9 protein-coding genes, 1 pseudogene and 1 riboswitch are annotated in these 18,208 nt (G+C 74.6%); of the genes and pseudogenes, 7 read left to right on the top strand and 3 right to left on the bottom strand.

The annotated features are described in order from the left end of the window. The first annotated feature begins 1 nt into the window (after position 1). From J5X07_RS11030 to putP, 5 genes are all read left to right on the top strand, one after another. Complete coding sequence (locus J5X07_RS11030) at positions 2 to 9,583, top strand: type I polyketide synthase (protein ID WP_208479840.1); 9,582 nt, start codon at positions 2 to 4, stop codon at positions 9,581 to 9,583. An 87-nt stretch (positions 9,584 to 9,670) separates the two neighbouring features. Continuing rightward, positions 9,671 to 10,243 carry a GNAT family N-acetyltransferase gene (locus J5X07_RS11025; RefSeq protein ID WP_341769459.1) on the top strand — a complete coding sequence of 191 codons (573 nt, stop codon included), beginning with the start codon at positions 9,671 to 9,673 and terminating at the stop codon, positions 10,241 to 10,243. After that, a complete protein-coding gene (locus tag J5X07_RS11020; RefSeq protein WP_208479838.1) occupies positions 10,243 to 10,749 on the top strand; it encodes a holo-ACP synthase in 507 nt (168 codons plus the stop codon). The genes J5X07_RS11025 and J5X07_RS11020 overlap by 1 nt, the downstream gene beginning before the upstream one ends. 185 nt (positions 10,750 to 10,934) lie before the next feature. Beyond that, positions 10,935 to 11,930, top strand: a complete 996-nt coding sequence (locus tag J5X07_RS11015; RefSeq protein WP_208479837.1) for an alpha/beta hydrolase — start codon at positions 10,935 to 10,937, stop codon at positions 11,928 to 11,930. Positions 11,931 to 11,974: 44 nt separating this feature from the next. Then, entirely contained in the window at positions 11,975 to 13,459 is a 1,485-nt protein-coding gene (gene putP, locus J5X07_RS13110; protein WP_243896765.1) for a sodium/proline symporter PutP, read from the top strand. 113 nt (positions 13,460 to 13,572) lie between these two features. On the opposite strand, the pseudogene J5X07_RS11010 reads toward putP, so the two are convergent. After that, positions 13,573 to 14,433: pseudogene (locus tag J5X07_RS11010) on the bottom strand (DMT family transporter); the annotation flags it as partial. A 218-nt stretch (positions 14,434 to 14,651) separates the two neighbouring features. Beyond that, positions 14,652 to 14,797: riboswitch (FMN riboswitch) on the top strand. Positions 14,798 to 14,966: 169 nt separating this feature from the next. Between J5X07_RS11010 and J5X07_RS11005 the strand changes: the two are divergent. Together J5X07_RS11005 and J5X07_RS11000 are read left to right on the top strand one after the other, a co-directional pair. Then, positions 14,967 to 15,818 carry an ABC transporter permease gene (locus tag J5X07_RS11005; RefSeq protein WP_341769458.1) on the top strand — a complete coding sequence of 284 codons (852 nt, stop codon included), beginning with the start codon at positions 14,967 to 14,969 and terminating at the stop codon, positions 15,816 to 15,818. 54 nt (positions 15,819 to 15,872) lie between these two features. After that, a complete protein-coding gene (locus tag J5X07_RS11000; protein ID WP_208479834.1) occupies positions 15,873 to 16,931 on the top strand; it encodes an ABC transporter substrate-binding protein in 1,059 nt (352 codons plus the stop codon). A 31-nt stretch (positions 16,932 to 16,962) separates the two neighbouring features. On the opposite strand, the gene hisG is transcribed toward J5X07_RS11000, so the two are convergent. Together hisG and J5X07_RS10990 are read right to left on the bottom strand one after the other, a co-directional pair. Then, entirely contained in the window at positions 16,963 to 17,808 is an 846-nt protein-coding gene (hisG, locus tag J5X07_RS10995; RefSeq protein WP_124934329.1) for an ATP phosphoribosyltransferase, read from the bottom strand. Between the two features lie 118 nt (positions 17,809 to 17,926). Next, positions 17,927 to 18,190, bottom strand: a complete 264-nt coding sequence (locus J5X07_RS10990; RefSeq protein WP_124934328.1) for a phosphoribosyl-ATP diphosphatase — start codon at positions 18,188 to 18,190, stop codon at positions 17,927 to 17,929. Between the last annotated feature and the right edge of the window lie 18 nt (positions 18,191 to 18,208).

Genomic DNA, 18,208 nt, shown 5'->3' with positions numbered 1-18,208 from the left:
CATGACCCAGACCCCCGCTCCGGGCACGTCCCCGGACCCGCACCACCACTTCTCCGCACCCACGACGAAGGACTCCACCACCGTGCACCCCACCACGCAGAGCACCCGCCCCTCCGAGACGATCGCCGAGCGCATCAGCAGGGGCCAGGCCTATGCCGCGACCTTCGGGGGCCAGGCCACCCCGTGGCGCTCCACCCTCGATGAGCTGGTGTCCCTGGACCGCGACCTGGCCGCCACCCTGGTGGGGGTCGACGAGGCGGTCTCCCGGTGCCTGGCGCCGGTGGCCACCGACCTGCTGACCATCACCCCGCGCGGCCCGCGGCTCCTGGACGACCAGGCCGCCCCGCTCGCCCCGGCCCACCGCACCGCCGCCGACGGCGCCGATGTCTCGGTTCCCGGGATCCTCATGGCCCAGCACGCGGTCCTGGCCTCCCTGACGGGGGCGGGCCTCGACATCACCCTCCACTGCCCGGCCGCCGCCGTCGGCCACTCCCAGGGGGTGCTGGGGGTGGCCCTGCTCGAGGCGCTCAGCGCGGGCCGGGGCGCCGGGGCCACCGGCAGCGCCGATGAGGCCGTCGTCCAGGTGCACGCCATCGCCCGGCTCATCGGCGCGGCCGCCACCCGCGCCACCCGACGCCTGGACCTGGGCACGGTGGGCCAGTCCACGCCGATGCTCTCGGTGCGCGGCGTGACCCGCCCCGTGCTCGACGGCGTCCTGGAGCGGGTCCCCGGCTCGGAGAGGATCTCGGTGGGCGTGACCAACGGCCGCCAGGCCCACATCCTCTCGGGGCGCCCGGCCGACCTGGAGCGGGTCGTCACCGCCCTGGAGGCCGCCGCCGCCCGCAGCGCCAAGGCCCGCAAGGAGCGGCGCCGCGGTGGGGCCGTCCTGGCCCCGGTCACCGAGTTCCTGGCCACCTCGGTGCCCTTCCACACCCCCCTGCTGGCCCCCGCCGTCGAGGACGTGGCCGCCTGGGCGCGGGCCTGCGGCCTGGACGGCGATCTGGCCCGCGGCCTGGCCCAGTCGGTGCTCATCGACCCCGTCGACTGGCCCGCACTGGTCACCTCCGCCCTGGGCCTGGACGCCCAGGACGGCCAGGACGGCCAGGCCCGGGTGCGCACCGTGCTGGACCTGGGCCCCGGCGGCGTGCTCGCGCGCCTGACCGAGGCCGTGGTGGCCGGCACCGGCACCACCGTCGTGCCCGCCGGCACCGCCAAGGACATCGACAGCCTCGACCGGCCGGGGGCCGCCCCGGCGGCCGCGGTGGACCGCTCCCGCTTCGCCCCCCGCCTGACCCGCCTTCCCGATGGGCGCCTGACCCTGGACACCGCCTTCACCCGGCTGACCGGCCGCAGCGCCGTCCTGCTGGCGGGCATGACCCCCACCACCGTGGACCCGGCCATCGTGGCCGCGGCCGCCAACGCCGGCTACTGGGCCGAGCTGGCCGGTGGCGGCCAGACCACCCCCGCGGTCCTGGCCGAGAACCTCCAGGGCCTGGAGCAGGCCCTGGAGCCGGGGCGCACCGCCGCCTTCAACGCCATGTTCATGGACCGCTACCTGTGGAACCTCCACCTGGGCACCCAGCGCCTGCTGTCCAAGGCCCGCGCCGGGGGCGCCCCGGTGGACGGCATCGTCATCTCCGCGGGCATCCCCGAGCTGGAGGAGGCCACCGCCCTGCTGGCCCGCCTCCACGCCGAGGGCTTCCCCTACATCGCCTTCAAGCCCGGCACCGTCGACCAGATCCGCCAGGTCCTGGCCATCGCCCGCGCCGTGCCCGAGTCCCCGGTCATCATCCAGATCGAGGACGGTCACGCGGGAGGCCACCACTCCTGGGAGGACCTCAACACGATGCTCCTGGCCACCTACGACGCCATCCGCGCCGTGGACAACGCGGTCCTGGTGGTCGGGGGCGGCATCGGCACCCCCGCCAAGGCCGCCGACTACCTCACCGGCCGCTGGGCCCTGGCCTACGGCACCGCCGCCGCCCCCGTGGACGGCGTCATGGTGGGCACCGCCGCCATGACCTGCCTGGAGGCCAGGACCAACGACGACGTCAAGCAACTGCTCGTCGACACCCCCGGCATCCCCGAGGACTCCGGGGTCGAGGGCGGCTGGGTGCCCTCGGGGGAGTCCATCGGCGGCATGACCTCGGGCCTGTCCCACCTGCGCGCCGACCTCTACGAGATCGACAACTCCTCGGCGGCGGCCTCCCGGCTCATCCAGGAGCTGGCCGGGGACGACACCGCCATGGCCGAGCGCCGCGAGGAGATGATCGAGGCGCTGGCCAAGACCGCCAAGCCCTACTTCGGCGACGTGGAGGAGATGACCTACCTGGAGTGGGCCACCCGCTACGCCGAGCTGTGCGTGGCGCCCCACGCCGGGCGCGGCGCCGTCGAGGCCGACTGGGCCGACGAGGGCTGGTACGACCGCTTCCTGGACCTCATGCGCCGCATCGAGGCGCGGCTGGCCCAGGCCGACCACGGCGAGGTCCCCACCCTCTACGCCGACCACGGCGCCGTCATCGACTCCGATGACGCCCTGGCCCGCCTGGCGCGGCACTACCCCTCGGCGGCCACCACCCGCGTGGAGCCCGCCGACGCCGCCTGGTTCGTCGACCTGTGCCGCAAGCACCCCAAGCCGGTGCCCTTCGTGCCGGTGCTCGACGCCGACATCCTGCGCTGGTGGGGCACCGACTCCCTGTGGCAGTCCCAGGACCCGCGCTACACCGCCGACCAGGTGCGCATCATCCCCGGCCCCGTGGCCGTGGCCGGCATCACCACCGTCAACGAGCCGGTGGGAGACCTGCTGAGCCGCTTCGAGACCGCCGCCGTCGAGGCCCTCCAGGCCAGCGGCACCCCGGAGCACCGGGCCGCCGGGCGCCTGGGCGCAGCCCCGGCCGTGGCCGACGGCTCCCTGGTCGCACCGGTGGCCGACGCCACCGAGCTGGTGCGCGTGGCCCCTCACGTGCTGTGGAACGGGCACCTGACCGTCAACCCCGCCACCGTCCTGTCCGAGGACGCCTACACGGTGGTGGCGCGGCCCGACGTCGCCGAGGACGCCTACGATCTGGACATCACCCTGGACACGCACTGGGACGGCACGCCCGGTGGGGACTCGATCCATGCCGTGCGCCGGCTCGTGGTCCCCCTGCGCCTGGCGCGCGCCTGGGACGGGGCCGCGCCGCTGGTCGACCCCGAGCGCATCAGCGAGACCATGAACGACCTGCTGCGGGCCACCGCGGGCGTGGGGGCGGTGTCCATCACCGGCGACCATGTCGAGCACCTGCCCGAGGTGCGCCCGGCCGTGGCCGGGGCCACCGACGCCCTGGGACGGGAGGCCACCCAGCCCTTCGGCACCATCCACGGATCCTTCACCCTGGCCCCCACCCTGGGCCACGACCACGCCTCGGTCACCGCCGATGCGCTGCCCTCCGACCTGTCGGCCGCGCCGCTGGTGCCCGACGCCCTCCTGGGCCCCTGCTGGCCGGTGGTCTACGCGGCCCTGGGCTCGGTGGTCGAGGACGGCATGCCGCTCATCGAGGGGCTGCTGGGGGCCGTCCACCTGGACCACACCGTGGACCTGCACCTGACCCTCCACCAGCTCCAGGCCGCCGCGCAGGCCAGCCCCACCATCACCGTCACCGGCTGGGTGGCCGCCCTGGAGGAGTCCAGCGCCGGGCGCGTGGTCGACGTGCGCCTGGAGCTGGCCGACGCCGCCGACGGCACCCTGGTGGCGCTCATGCGCGAGCGCTTCGCCATCCGCGGGCGCGCCTCGGGCAGCGCCGTGCCCTCGGCCCCCGAGCTGGCCGGGGGCACCGGCCGGCCCACCGCCCCGGCGGCCCGCCGCATCCTGCGCCGCACCACCGTCACCGCCCCGGCGGACATGACCGCCTTCGCCCGCGTCACCGGCGACTTCAACCCGATCCACACCTCCTACCACGCCGCCCGCGTGGCGGGGATGGAGGCCCCCCTGGTCCACGGCATGTGGCTGTCGGCCACCGCCCAGCAGGTGGCGGCCTCCGCCGCCGCCGACGGCTCGCGCCACGTCCTGGCCGGCTGGACCTACGTCATGACCGGCCCGGTGGAGCTGGGCGACGAGGTCGAGGTGACCGTGGAGCGCACGGGCCTGGTCGTGGGGGGCGGCTACGTCCTGGAGGTCGTGTGCCGCATCGGCGGGGAGGTCGTCTCTCGCGGCACCGCCGTGACCACCCCCGAGCCCACCGCCTACATCTACCCCGGCCAGGGCATCCAGGCCGCCGGCATGGGCCTGGACGAGCGCGCCTCCTCCAGGGCCGCCCGTGAGGTCTGGGACCGCGCCGACGCCCACACCCGCTCCGAGCTGGGCTTCTCAGTGATCAACCTCGTGCGGGACAACCCCACCGAGATGACCGCCCGCGGCGTGACCTACCGCCACCCCGAGGGCCTGCTCAACCTCACCCAGTTCACCCAGGTGGCCCTGGCCACCGTGGCGATGGCCACCACCGCCCGCCTGGCCGAGGCCGGCGCCCTGGTCGAGGGCGCGGCCTTCGCCGGCCACTCCCTGGGGGAGTACACGGCCCTGAGCGCCTACGGCCGCGTCATGCCGGTGGAGACCACCATCTCCATCGTCTTCCAGCGCGGGTCGACCATGCACTCCCTGGTGCCCCGCGACGCCGAGGGCGCCTCGAACTACCGCATGGGGGCCCTGCGCCCCAACCAGGCGGGCATCGGGGCCGAGGAGGTCGAGGACTACGTGGCCTCCATCGCCGCCAGCAGCGGGGAGTTCCTCCAGATCGTCAACCACAACCTGGCCGGCGTGCAGTACGCGGTGGCCGGCACCATCAAGGGCCTGGACGCCCTGGCCGCCGACGCCCGCGCCAAGGCCAGGGCCCGCGGCGGGAAGAACCCCTTCATGCTCGTCCCGGGCATCGATGTGCCCTTCCACTCCGAGGTGCTGCGCCCCGGCGTCCCGGAGTTCCGCAGCCGCCTGCTGGAGCTGGTGCCCGCCGACCTGGACTACGAGCGCCTCGTGGGCCGCTACGTGCCCAACCTGGTGGCCCGGCCCTTCGCCCTGACCCAGGACTTCGCCCGCTCCATCCTCCAGGTGGTGCCCTCCACGGAGGTCGAGCAGATCCTGGCCGACTGGGACAACCGCGCCAAGGACCCCGTCGAGCTGGCCCGCCAGCTCCTGGTCGAGCTCCTGGCCTGGCAGTTCGCCTCCCCGGTGCGCTGGATCGAGACCCAGGACATCCTGCTGGCCTCCCCGGCCGAGGGCGGCATGGGCATCGAGCACGTCGTGGAGGTGGGCCTGGCCAACTCCCCGACCCTGGCCAACCTGGCCAAGAACACGCTGCTGCTGCCGCGCCACCACGGGCGCCACGTCACCGTGCACAACGCCCGCCGCGACGAGGCCCGGGTCCTGGCCACCGACACCGACCCGGCCGTGGAGTTGGGCGAGCCGGAGTTCGAGGCCCCCGCGGAGGCCGAGGCCCCGGCCGCGCCGGCGCCCGCCGCCGCTGAGGCCCCGGCACCGGCCCCGCAGGAGGCGGCCGCCCCGGCCGCGCCGGCGGCCCCCGCCGCCGGGCCGGTGGAGGACATCGCCTTCACCGCCACCGACGCCCTGACGGTGCTGCTGGCCCACGCCTCGCGCATCCGCCCCGAGCAGATCGGCGCCACCGACACCACCGAGACCCTCACCAACGGCGTGTCCTCGCGGCGCAACCAGCTGCTCATGGACCTGGGCACCGAGCTGGAGCTGGCCTCCATCGACGGCGCCGCCGACGCCGACATGACCGCCCTGTCGGCCACCGTGGCCAAGGGCGCCCCAGGCTACAAGGCCTTCGGCCCAGTGCTCACCGAGGCCATCCGGGTGGGCCTGGCCCGCATCCTGGGCCCCTCGGGGGTGCGCGCCTCGCGCATCGCCGACCGCGTCACCGGCACCTGGGCCCTGGGCCCGGGCTGGGTCTCCCACGTCACCGCCGCCATGTTCCTGGGCACCCGCGAGGGCGCCTCCATGCGCGGGGAGGACCTGGCCTCCCTGGGCTCCTCCGCGCCGCTGACCTCCGGGGGAGCCGTCGACGCCCTCATCGACTCCGCCGTCCAGGCCGTGGCCTCGGCCCAGGGCGTGAGCGTGGCCAAGCCCTCGGCCGGTGGCGGCGCCGGTGGCGCCGTGGTGGACTCCGCCGCCCTGGACGCCTTCGCCGCCGCCGTCACCGGGCAGGAGGGCGTGCTGGCCACCACCGCCCGCACCCTCCTGGACGCCCTGGGCCTGAGCGAGAGGGTCACCGTCCCGGCCGATGCCGGGGATGAGGACGCCCGCACCCGGGCCGCCCTGGCGGCCCTGGACGCCGAGCTGGGCAGCGGCTGGGTGTCCTCGGTCACCCCGGCCTTCACCCCCGAGCGCGCCGTCCTCATCGACGACCGCTGGGCCACCGCCCGCGAGGACATCGCCCGCCTCGGCTCGGGGCAGACCGATCTGGAGGAGGGCCGGCGCCTGCTGGCGCCCGAGCGCTTCGTGGGCCTGGGCCGGGCCGTGGCCGACCAGGCCGCCTGGTGGCGCGACCAGCTGGCCGCCTCCGAGCTCCAGGACGCGCCCCAGCGCGCCGAGCTGCTGGGGGCCATCGCCGAGCGCGCCACCGCCACCGCCCGCAGCGGCGAGGCCACCGTGCGCTGGGCCGACGACGTCGCCGTGGTCACCGGCGTGGCCCCCGGCTCCATCGCGGCCGCCGTGGTCGGGCAGCTGCTGGCCGGCGGCGCCACCGTGGTGGCCACCAGCTCGCGCCTGACCCACGAGCGCCTGGCCTTCGCCACCTCGCTGTACCGCGAGCACGCGGCCGCCGGGGCCCGGCTGTGGATGGTGCCGGCCAACCTGTCCTCCTACCGGGACGTCGACGCCCTGGCCGCCTGGATCGGCAACGACCAGGTGGTCACCTCCGGGGGCTCGACCACCGTGGTCAAGGAGGCCCTGGTGCCCACCCTGCTCTTCCCCTTCGCCGCGCCGCGCGTCTCCGGAACGCTGGCCGACGCCGGGGCCGAGGCCGAGGCCCAGACCCGCCTGCTGCTGTGGAGCGTGGAGCGCACCATCGCCGCCCTGAGCGCCATCGGCACCGACACGCATGTCGACCACCGCCTGCACGTGGTGCTGCCCGGCTCGCCCAACCGCGGCACCTTCGGCGGCGACGGGGCCTACGGCGAGGTCAAGTCCGCCCTGGACGCCGTGGTCAACCGCTGGTCCTCCGAGCGCGCCTGGGCCCAGCGGGTGACCCTGGCCCACCCGCGCATCGGCTGGGTGCGGGGCACCGGGCTCATGGGCGGCAACGACCCGCTCGTGGCCGCCGTCGAGGCCGCCGGCGTGCGCACCTGGTCCACCGAGGAGATCGCCTCCGAGCTCATCGCCCTGTGCACCCACCAGGCGCGGGCCCAGGCCGCCCAGGCCCCCGTGGAGGCCGACCTCACCGGTGGGCTGGGCCAGGGCGTGGACCTGGTGGCCCTGCGCGAGACCGCGGCCGCCCAGGCCCCCGCGCCCCAGGAGGAGCCCGAGGCCCCGGCCACGGTCAAGGCCCTGCCCACGCCCGTGGTGCCCACCCAGCCCACCGCCCCCCAGTGGGGCCGGGTGGACACCGACCTGGACGACATGGTGGGCCTCATCTCCACCGGCGAGGTCTCCACCTGGGGCTCGGCCCGCACGCGCCGCGAGGCCGAGCTGGGCATGAGCGGCGGCGAGGACGTCGAGCTCACCGCGGCCGGCGTCCTGGAGCTGGCCTGGGGCATGGGCCTGCTCACCTGGCAGGACAGCCCCAAGGCGGGCTGGTACGACACCGAGGGCGAGTTCGTCGAGGAGTCCGACATCTTCGAGCGCTATCGCGATGAGGTCGTGGCCCGCTGCGGCATCCGCGAGTTCGTCGACGACGGGGTCATCGCCCCCGTGGCCGACGAGGAGGTCACCGTCTACCTTGACCGGGACATCACCCTGAGCGTGCCCGACGAGGCCACCGCCCGCACCATCGAGGCCTCGGCCCCCGAGCACACGCTCGTGGCCCCCGACGCCGAGACGGGGGAGTGGACGGTCACCCGCCTGGCCGGCTCCCTGGCCCGGGTGCCCCGCCGCGCCGCCCTGTCGCGCACCGTGGGGGGCCAGTTCCCGCGCGACTTCGACCCCCAGCGTTGGGGCATCCCCGCCTCCATGGTCCAGGGCATGGACACCATCGCCTCGTGGAACCTGGTCACGGCCGTGGACGCCTTCCTGTCGGCGGGCTTCACCCCCGCCGAGCTGCTGGCCGCCGTCCACCCCTCGGATGTGGCCTCCACGCAGGGCACGGGCTTCGGCGGCATGGAGTCGATGCGCAAGATGTTCGTCGGGCGCCTGCTGGATGAGGAGCGCCCCAGCGACATCCTCCAGGAGGCCCTGCCCAATGTCGTGGCCGCGCACGTCATGCAGTCCTATGTCGGCGGCTACGGCTCCATGGTCCAGCCGGTGAGCGCCTGCGCCACCGCCGCGGTCTCCATCGAGGAGGGCTGGGACAAGATCGCCCTGGGCAAGGCCGATGTGGTGGTGGCCGGTGCCATCGACGACATCTCGATCGAGTCGGTGGTGGGCTTCGGCAACATGAACGCCACCGCCGAGGCGGCCGCCATGCGCGCCAAGGGCATCTCCGACCGGCACTTCTCCCGGGCCAACGACCGCCGCCGCGGCGGATTCGTGGAGGCCGAGGGCGGCGGCACCGTCATCCTGGCCCGCGGCTCGGTGGCCGCGCGCCTGGGCCTGCCGGTGGCCGGCGTGGTGGGCTTCGTGTCCTCCTACGCCGACGGCGCCCACACCTCCATCCCGGCCCCGGGCCTGGGGGCCCTGGGCGCGGGGCGCGGAGGGGTCAACTCGCGCCTGGCCAGGGCCCTGGCGGCCCTGGGCGTGGAGGCCGACGACATCGCCGTGGTCTCCAAGCACGACACCTCCACCAACGCCAACGACCCCAACGAGTCCGAGCTGCACACCCGCCTGGCCCGGGCCCTGGGCCGCTCCGAGGGCAACCCGCTGGTGGCCGTGTCCCAGAAGACGATCACCGGCCACGCCAAGGGCGGTGCCGCGGTCTTCCAGGTCTCCGGCCTGGCCGAGATCCTGGCCACTGGCGTGGCGCCGGGCAACGCCTCCCTCGACGTCGTCGACGCGCCCCTGGAGAAGGACGCCTTCTGGGTGTGGCCGCGCACGCCCATCCGCCTGGCGGGCCGCGGCGGCGCCTCCGGGCGGGTGCCGGGCGCCGGCCCCGTGCGCGCGGGCCTGCTGACCTCGCTGGGCTTCGGGCACGTCTCCGGGCTCATCGCGGTGGTCCACCCCGGCGCCTTCGAGGCCGCCCTGCGCCAGGACGGCGGCCAGGAGGCCGTGGACGCCTGGCTGGCCTCGGCCAACGCCCGCCTGGCCGCGGGCACGCGCCGCCGCCGCGCCGGGATGATCGGCCGGGCCCCGCTCTTCGAGCAGGTCCAGGGCCGGCGCCTGGGCGAGGAGACCAAGCTGCGCGACCCGCACGAGGTCGAGGCCGCCATGCTCCTGGACCCCGAGGCCAGGCTGGGCGCCGATGGCGTCTACCACGCCGGGGAGCGCGAGGAGCAGGACTGAGGCCGGAGCCCGTGCTGGTGCGGGGGCGGCCCTGGGCCGCCCCCGCACCAGCGGCAGCAGGGCCGCCCAGGGCGGTCCCACAGGCGGATGCGGAGGTGGATCATGAGGGTCGGTGAAGTTGAGAGCCTCAGCATCAGGACGATGCGGGCCCCGGATGCCGGGCCGGTCACGCGCGTGTGGCACGCCTCCTGGATGGACACCTATGTGCGGCCCGGGGGGATCAGCGCCCAGGACGCCCAGGCACGGTGGGCCCGCCGCCTGAGCGCTGAGGGCATCGCCCGCCTGGCCGGGCAGATCGAGGAGGCCCGGGCCAGCACGGGTCTGATCCACCTCGTGGCCGAGAGGGGGCAGGAGATGGTGGGCCTGGCCATCGCCGAGCAGCCGCCGGCGGGCGAGCAGCATCTGCGGGTCATGTACGTCACCGCCCAGTCCCGCTCCCAGGGCGTGGGCGCTGCCCTCATGCGCGCGGTGCTGGAGTGGGCCGATGCCACCCGGCCGATCGAGCTGGGCGTGGCGGCCTTCAACACTGCCGCCCAGCGCTTCTACGCCCGCCACGGCTTCGTGCTGGTCCCCGGCTCACGGCGCCTGCACGACGGGATCATCCCCGAGGTGACCATGAGGCGCGCCCCCGGCGGTGCGCCCGGGCGGGACGGTGCCTGATGCGGCCCGCCCTGCCCGAGCCTCCCGGGATCCCCCCGGGCGCCCGCGTCCCGGGGGCCGGCCTGGACCTGGTGGATGCGGCCATGCTGGCCGATCAGCTCGGCGTGCCGGGCACCGTCTTCGCCGAGAGGGCCTTCACCGCCCGGGAGCGGCGCGAGTCCCGCCGCCGCTGCCGGGACACCGGCTCGGCCGAGGCCGAGCACCTGGCGGCGCGGTGGGCCGCCAAGGAGGCCTTCGTCAAGGCCTGGAGCCAGGCGGTGGCCCTGCGGGCCCGGGCCATGGGGGAGCCCGGAGGCCCCCTCATCGCTCCCGAGGACCTGGACTGGCGGCAGATCGAGATGGTCACCGACCGCTGGGGCAGGCCCTCACTGCTGCTGTCGGGCCAGGTGGCGCAGGCCGTTGAGGACAGCCTGGGGACCGGCAGCGCGCAGGCCGCGAGCTGGCCGGTCTCGGTCACCCACGAGGCCGGCTGGGCCGCGGCCATCGTGCTGTTCCAACGGCCCTGAGCCCCTGCTGCACATCTTCAGGCCGCGCCGCGACCGGATCATGCCGGGAAACCGGGCCCGGCAGCCGGATCCGGATCCGAAGATGTGCAACCATGTGCCAGATCGAGATGCCGATGTCGTTTACGCTGTCGTCGGCGCCCGGCCACCGGTGGCGGGGCGCCGCGCGATGAGAGGGGGAAGCTCCCATGAGGGTCACCACCACCGGCGTCGGGCCCCACCAGGCGCCCCTGACCTCCTACATCCTGGATGCCAGCGAGGAGATGGCCTCGGCGCGCCGGCGCCCGGCGGTGCTCATCCTGCCCGGGGGCGGCTACGCCTTCACCTCCGACCGCGAGGCCGAGCCCGTGGCGATGGCCTACCTCGCCGCAGGGCTCAACGCCTTCGTCCTGCGCTACTCCACCGGTCCGGGCACCACCTTCCCCCAGGCGCTGGCCGACGCCCGGGCGGCCCTGGCGTGGATCCGCCAGGGCGCCGCCGAGATGGACACCGACCCGGCCAGGATCGCCGCCGTCGGCTTCTCCGCGGGCGGGCACCTCGCGGCCGCCCTGGGCACCCTCGGCCCCACCAGGCCCGATGCCCTGGTGCTGGGCTACCCCGTGACGCTGGCCGGTCTCGGCGCCGCCATGGACCGCGACATCCCCGACATCCCCGCGGCCGTGACCTCCTCAACCCCTCCGACCTTCCTGTTCTCCACCTTCTCCGACACCGTGGTGCCCGTGAGCCACTCCCTGAGGCTGCTCCAGGCCATGGCCGCCAGGGGCGTGCCCTTCGAGACGCATATCAGCCTCCTGGGCCCCCACGGCCTGAGCGTGGCCCGGGACCACACCGCGCGCGGACGGGCCGACCTGGAGATGAGCGAGGTGGCCGCCTGGGTGGAGGACTCGGTGCGCTTCCTGCGCCGTGTGCTCGGCGGCTTCCCGCTGGAGGGCCGCGCCGAGTCCTTCACCGGGCTCAGGGCGCGCATGCCCGCGGGCCTGGCCAAGCCGGCCGGGCTGCTGCTGGAGGACGAGCGCGCCCCCGAGATCCTCGACCGCTACCTGCCAGGGGCCCTGGAGCGCATCCGCTCCGACTTCGAGCTGCTGGTCATGCCGCTGGAGGAGGCCCTGGAGCGCGCGGGCCTGGTCGGCGCCGGCACCGATCTGACCGCCCTGGAGGCGGACCTCATGTCGCTGAACGGGTAGGGCCCGAGCCCGCCCGCTGACTCATCAACCGCAAAGGAGCCGTCATGAGTGACACGACCTTCGAGGCCATCGCGATGATCATCTACTTCGTGGGGATGATCATGATCGGCCTGTGGGCCTACCTGCGCACCACCGACATCGATGACTACATGCTCGCGGGGCGCGATCTCAACCCCTTCGTGGCGGCGCTGTCCGCCGGGGCCTCGGATATGTCCGGGTGGCTCCTCATGGGCCTGCCCGGGGCCCTGTACGCCTCGGGACTGGTCGAGGCCTGGATCGCCGTCGGCCTGACCGTGGGGGCACTGGTCAACTGGCTCGTGGTGGCCCCGCGCCTGCGCACCTACACCGAGGTGGCGGGCAACGCCATCACCATCCCCAGCTTCCTGGACAACCGGCTCCACGACCCGCGCCACCTCATCCGCTGGGCCTCGGGCATCATCATCCTGGTCTTCTTCACCTTCTACGTCTCCTCCGGCATGGTGGCCGGGGGCACCTTCTTCGAGTCCTCCTTCGGGATGGACTACCGTCTGGGCATGACCCTGGTCTCCGCCATCACCGTCATGTACACCCTGGTGGGCGGCTTCCTGGCCGTGTCCTGGACCGACCTGGTCCAGGGGCTGATGATGGTCGCGGCCCTCATCGCCGTGCCGCTGGCCGGCATCATGCACGTGGGCGGGGTGGGGCCCCTGGTGCGGGCCGTGCGCGAGGTGGACGCCGACTACTGGGCCCTGGTGGGCCCCAGCGTCTCGCTCATCGGGGTGGTCTCGGCACTGGCCTGGGGCCTGGGCTACTTCGGGCAGCCCCACATCATCGTGCGCTTCATGGCCATCCGCTCGCCCCGCGAGGCCATCCGGGGCGGCATCATCGGCATCAGCTGGATGCTCTTCGCCGTGCTGGGGGCCATCGGCACCGCCGTGGTGGGGGTGGCCATCTACGCCCGCGACGCCGGCAGGCTGGCCAACCCCGAGGCCGTGTTCATCAGCCTGGGCCAGCTGCTCTTCCACCCGCTCGTCGCGGGGTTCATGCTCGCCGCCATCCTGGCCGCCATCATGTCCACGATCTCCTCCCAGCTGCTGGTGACCAGCTCGGCCCTCATCGAGGACCTGTACCGCACGGTGCGCAGGAGCGAGCCCGGCTCCGCCCACCTGGTCATCGCCTCGCGCACAGCGGTCTTCCTCGTGGCCGTCGTCGCCGCCCTCATGGCCTGGACCCCCAGCGACACGATCCTGGCCCTGGTGGCCTTCGCCTGGGCCGGATTCGGGGCCTCCTTCGGGCCCACGGTGCTGCTGTGCCTCTACTGGAGGCGGCTGACCGCCACCGGCGCCCTGGCCGGCATGATCACCGGCGCGGTCCTGGTGGCCCTGTGGGGCAACCTGGAGGGCGGCCCGGGAGGCGTGTTCGACCTCTACGAGATCCTGCCCGGCTTCCTGGGCAACCTCGCGGCAGCCTGCGGGGTGTCCCTCATGGGCCGGCCCGACCCGGGCGTCTCGGAGGAGTTCGACCGGGCGGTGGCCGCCGTCAGGGCCTGACCCGCTGGGCGGCTGCCAGGCGCGGGCATCCTCGCTCCGCCCGCCCCGGGATCCGGGCCTCGGGGCGGGGTGCCGCCGGGGCGCGCGCCCGGCAGCTCGCTGAGGAGCATGGCCACCAGGATGAGGCCCCCGCCCACCAGGAGCCTGGCGCTCAGCGACTCATCCCCCAGGGCCACGGCGAACAGGGCGGCGAAGACCGGCTCGCAGGTCATGATGACCGCCGCCCGGGTCGGGCTCATGCGCGCCTGGGCCCAGGTCTGCAGGAGCATGGTGAGGATCCCCGAGGCCAGCGCCATGTAGAGCACCGGCCCCCACACCCGGGCCGTGGCGGGCACGCCGATCCCCCCGGGCAGGGCCGCGGCCGCGCAGACCAGGGCGATGCCCACCATCTGCGTGGCCGTCAGGACCATGGCCTCCTGCCCGCGTGCGACGCGGCCCAGGGCCACGATGTGCAGGGCGTAGACCATCGAGCCGGCCAGGGTGATCATCGCCCCCGGGCTCAGCGCGGTGCCGCTCAGGCTCAAGCAGGCCAGCCCCGCCAGGGCCGTGCCACTGGCCAGCAGGCCCCGGCGCCCCAGGGGCGCGCCGCCCATGAGCAGCACGATCAGCGGGGTGAGCACCACGTACATGCCCGTGATGAAGCCCGAGACCGAGGCGTCAGTGGTTCGCAGGCCCACGGTCTGCAGGAGCTGGGCCGTCCCGTACAGGGCCCCCAGGCCCAGGCCCCGCGCCCACTGGCCGGGCCCCAGGAGGCGGAGGCGCGCGCCCGTGAGCCCCACCATGACGGCTGCGGCGATGGAGAAGCGCACCGCCAGGAAGTCGGCGGCCCCGACATGGTCCAGGGCCCCCTTGAGGATGATGAAGGTCGAGCCCCACACGGCGGTGACCGACAGCAGGGCGGTGACCGGCAGCGCGGCCCGCAGCGCCGCCGGCAGGGCGGTCGGGCGGGGGCCGGCGGGGGAGGGTCGCGGCATCGTCGGCTCCTGGGGAGGCGGGCGGCTGGGCGTCGTGTCCCTGACGGCATCGACGGGCCCGATGGGGGGCTGAGACTAGCACCCGGCACCGACCGGTCGGCCGCGGTGATGGGGGCGGTCCGGCGAGCCGTGCGGCAGCGGGCCGGGCGGGCCTGTGACCACACCCATAGACCCGTGGGCGTGCGACTCGACCCTCCCGCTGTACCCTAGCCCCCAGCAACGTGCTCCGGGGTCGGTGGAAGTCCGAACCGGCGGTGAGAGTCCGCGACCCGGTCATCGGGCGGCCCGCAGGGCCGCTGGTGGCCGGCTGAGCCGGTGGAATCCCGGCACCGACGGTGAGAGTCCGGAAGGGAGGAGGCACGGGGCGCCCGGGCATGCCTGTGCCTCCAGGGGCGGGACGCATCGCCGGCTCACGCCGGTGGGCACGCGGCCCCGTGGGCGCCCGTGACGCGCATGCGCCGATCAGGGCCAGGCGCGGGCCCCGGACTCGCCCGGGGGTGAGCGCTCCCGGGAATGGACCGGGAGGAGCTCTCGTGAGCACAACCATCACCGTGACGGGACTGCGGCCCGCGCCCGCCCCGCGGGGCTCGGCCAGGCGGCCCCGCCGCGATCGCGCCGAGGGGCGCAGCCCCTGGCCCGCCCTGGCGCTGGGCCTGCTCATCATCGCCTCCTGGCACCTGGTCACCGCCTCGGGGATCCTGCCCCAGGTCTTCCTGCCCGGCCCCCTGCCCGTGATCGAGCGGCTGTGGCTGTCCATCACCCGGGCCGGCCTGCTGGGCTACGCCTGGGTGACCCTGCGCGAGGCGCTCCTGGGCTGCCTCCTGGCCGCCGTCCTGGCTCTTCCCCTGGCCTGGGCCCTGCACCACCTGCCCCTGTTCTCGCGCGCCGCCCTGCCCTATGTGGCCGCCAGCCAGGCGGTGCCCGCCATTGCCGTGGCCCCCCTGCTCGTGCTGTGGATCGGCTATGGCACCACCCCCGTGGTGGTGCTGTGCGCCTTCATGGTGTTCTTCCCCATCACGGTCACCGTCCTGCTGGGACTGCGGGGCCTGGACACCGACATCATCGACGCCGCCCGGCTCGACGGGGCCCACGGGTGGTCCATGGTCCTGCACATGGAGCTGCCCATGGCCCTGCCCGCCATCCTGGCGGGACTGCGCACCGGCTTCACCCTGTCCATCACCGGGGCCGTCGTGGGTGAGATGACCATGGGCGGCACGGGGCTGGGCATGACCCTGGCCTCCCAGCGCGACGCCGTGGACACCACGGGGCTGTTCGCCACCATCGTGCTGCTGTGCGCCCTGGCCACCACCATCCACTGGGCCCTGCACTCCCTGGAGCGGCGCAGCCGCACCGTCCAGGCCCTGCGCGGGCGGCGCGCCACCTGAGGCCCCGCCCCACCCCCGCCGCATCATCGATCGCACCGATCAAGGAGAGCCGACATGACCCGCACCACCCCTCGCGCGCTGCCCCCCACCCGCCCCGCCGCCCCTGCCACGGCCTCCCGGCGCCGCCTCCTGGCCGGGGGCCTGGCCCTGGGGGCCGCCGGCCTGCTGGCGGCCTGCTCCTCGGGCACCGCCTCCCGCGCCGCCTCGGGCGCGTCTGAGGGCCTGACCCTCGGGCTGACCTACACGCCCAACATCCAGTTCGCCCCCTTCTACCTGGCCCAGAGCCAGGGCCTGTACGCCCCCTCGGTCGAGCTGCGCCACCACGGCGCCCAGGAGGGGCTCTTCGACGCCCTCCAGGCCGGCACCGAGCACCTGGTGGTGGCCGGGGCCGATGAGGCCGTGGTGGCCGCCTCCAACGGCTCGGAGCTGGTCGTCGTCGGCGGCTACTACCAGGCCTATCCCGTGTGCATCATCGTGCCGCAGGACTCCCCGATCACCACCCCCGCCGACCTGGCGGGGCGCACCGTGGGCCTGCCCGGCAGGCTGGGGGAGAACTGGTACGGCCTCCAGCTGGCCATGGACGGCGCCGGCCTGACCGAGGAGGACCTGACGATCCAGGAGATCGGCTACACCCAGCAGGCGGCGCTCGTGGGCGGGAAGGTCGATGCCATCATCGGCTTCTCCAACAATGACGCCGTCCAGATCAGGCAGTCCGGCACCCCGGTGCGCACCATCGCCGTGGCCGAGGACATCCCGCTCATCGGCGCCTCCCTGGTGACCTCGCGCACCGTGCTCCAGGAGCGCAGGGAGGACCTGGCCGACGCCGTCGTGGCCTCGACCGAGGGCATGTCCGCCTTCGTCAAGGACCCCGATGCGGCCGTCAAGGCCGCCGCGGCCCACGTCCCGGACCTGGTCGACGACGCCCAGGCCGCCAACGCCCGGCAAGTGGCGGTGGCCACCGGCGAGCTCATCCGCCCCAGCAGCGAGACGGTCATCGGACAGCTCTCCCACGACCGGGTGGCCACGATGATCGAGTTCCTGACCGGCCACGGCCTGCTGGGATCCACGCCGATCAGCGCCCAGGAGACGGCCGTCTCGCTGACGGGGGAGTGAGCGCCGGGCGAGGCCCGGGGCCCTCCCGGCCCTACAGGCGGCAGGCCAGGAGGGAGGAGACGAGGATGGCCCGGGCGCCGACCTCGTAGAGCTCGTCCATGATGCGGTTCATCTCCGCCCGGGGGACCATGGCCCGCACGGCCACCCAGTCGGGGTTCTGCAGGGGGGAGACGGTGGGCGACTCGATGCCCGGGGTCAGGGCGGCGGCGACGTGCAGCTTGTTCATGGGGATGTCGTAGTCCACCAGCACATAGGAGCGGGCCCGCAGCACTCCCTCCAGGCGGCGCACCAGGGTGGCCAGGGCCGGCTCCCCGCGGTACTGCTCGGTGGTGATGAGCACCGCCTCGCTGGTGAGGATGGGCTCGCCGAAGGTCTCCAGGCCGGCGGCCCGCAGCGTGGTGCCGGTCTCGACGACGTCGGCGATGAGGTCGGCCACACCCAGGTGGACGGAGGACTCCACGGCCCCGTCGAGGTGGACGGTCTGGGCGTTGATGCCCCGCGACGCCAGGTAGCCCCGCACCAGCACGTCGTAGGAGGTGGCCACGCGCAGGCCCTCGATCTGCTCCACGGAGGCCACCGTGCCCCGGGGGGCGGCGAAGCGGAAGGTGGAGCGGGCGAAGCCCAGCGGCAGGTGCTCGACGGCCTCCACCCCGGAGTCCAGGAGCAGGTCGCGCCCGGTGATGCCCGCGTGGACGGTGCCCTGGCCCACGTAGACGGCGATGTCGCGGGGGCGCAGGAAGAACAGCTCGATCTCGTTGGGCTCATCGACCAGGACGAGCTCGCGCCCGTTGCGGCGCGTGCGGTAGCCCGCCTCCGTGAGCATGGTGGTGGCGGGGTCGGACAGGGAGCCCTTGTTGGGCACGGCGATACGCAGCACGGCGGTTCCTGACTGTTGGAGGCGGGCCCGCGGCGCGGCGCCGCGGGCGGAGTAGGGGGACGGGGCCGGTGCCGCCGTGATCGGCGGGCCCTGGCGGGCCCGGGCGGCGGCCATGCCCTTAGAGGTGCCTGTAGACGTCCTGGAGGGTGTAGCCCTTGGCGATCATCATCACCTGGGCGTGGTAGAGCAGCTGGCTGATCTCCTCGCAGGCGGCCTCATCGGACTCGTGCTCGCAGGCCATCCAGGCCTCGGCGGCCTCCTCGACGAGCTTCTTGCCGATGAAATGGACCCCGCGGTCGAGCTCCTCGACCGTGCCCGACCCCTGGGGGCGGGTGGCGGCCTTGTGCTCCAGCTCGGCGAACAGGTCCTCGAAGGTCTTCATGGGCGCAAGGCTAGCGAA

Source organism: Actinomyces bowdenii, from assembly GCF_017592395.1.
GTDB lineage: Bacteria > Actinomycetota > Actinomycetes > Actinomycetales > Actinomycetaceae > Actinomyces > Actinomyces bowdenii.
Note: the sequence above shows the minus strand (reverse complement) of the source record. Positions and strands in the feature narration are given on the sequence as shown.